At 72.1% G+C, this 750-nt stretch carries 1 protein-coding gene; it reads left to right on the forward strand.

Going from position 1 to position 750, the window contains the following annotated elements:
- Positions 1 to 750 (forward strand): tetratricopeptide repeat protein (locus tag ABZ312_RS24590; protein WP_500438837.1); only part of this gene is annotated, 750 nt, incomplete at both ends.

Raw genomic sequence — 750 nt, forward strand, 5'->3', positions numbered from 1 at the left:
ACTGGCTGGCCGAGCTCGGTGAGACAGAGCAGGCCCGTGCGTTGGGCGAGGACACCCTGGCCCGGCGCCGCCGTGTCCTGGGTGAGGACCACCCCCACACCCTGGCCACCGCCTCCAACCTCGCCAACTGGCTGGCCGAGCTCGGTGAGACAGAGCAGGCCCGTGCGTTGGGCGAGGACACCCTGGCCCGGCGCCGCCGTGTCCTGGGTGAGGACCACCCCGACACCTTGCGCACCGCCTCCAACCTCGCCATCGACCTGGCTGGGCTCGGTGAGACAGAGCAGGCCCGTGCGTTGGGCGAGGACACCCTGGCCCGGCGCCGCCGTGTCCTGGGTGAGGACCACCCCGACACCTTGCGCACCGCCTCCAACCTCGCCATCGACCTGGCTGGGCTCGGTGAGACAGAGCAGGCCCGTGCGTTGGGCGAGGACACCCTGGCCCGGCGCCGCCGTGTCCTGGGTGAGGACCACCCCCATACCCTGGCCACCGCCTCCAACCTCGCCATCGACCTGGCTAGGCTCGGTGAGACAGAGCAGGCCCGTGCGTTGAGCGAGGACACCCTGGCCCGGCGCCGCCGTGTCCTGGGTGAGGACCACCCCCATACCCTGGCCACCGCCTCCGCCCTCGCCGACTGGCTGGTTGGGCTCGGTGAGACAGAGCAGGCCCGTGCGTTGGGCGAGGATGCCCTGGCCCGGCGCCGCCGTGTCCTGGGTGAGGATCACCCCGACACCTTGCGCACCGCCTCCAACA

Source organism: Streptomyces sp. NPDC006207 (assembly GCF_040613835.1).
In the GTDB taxonomy this organism is placed as follows: domain Bacteria; phylum Actinomycetota; class Actinomycetes; order Streptomycetales; family Streptomycetaceae; genus Actinacidiphila.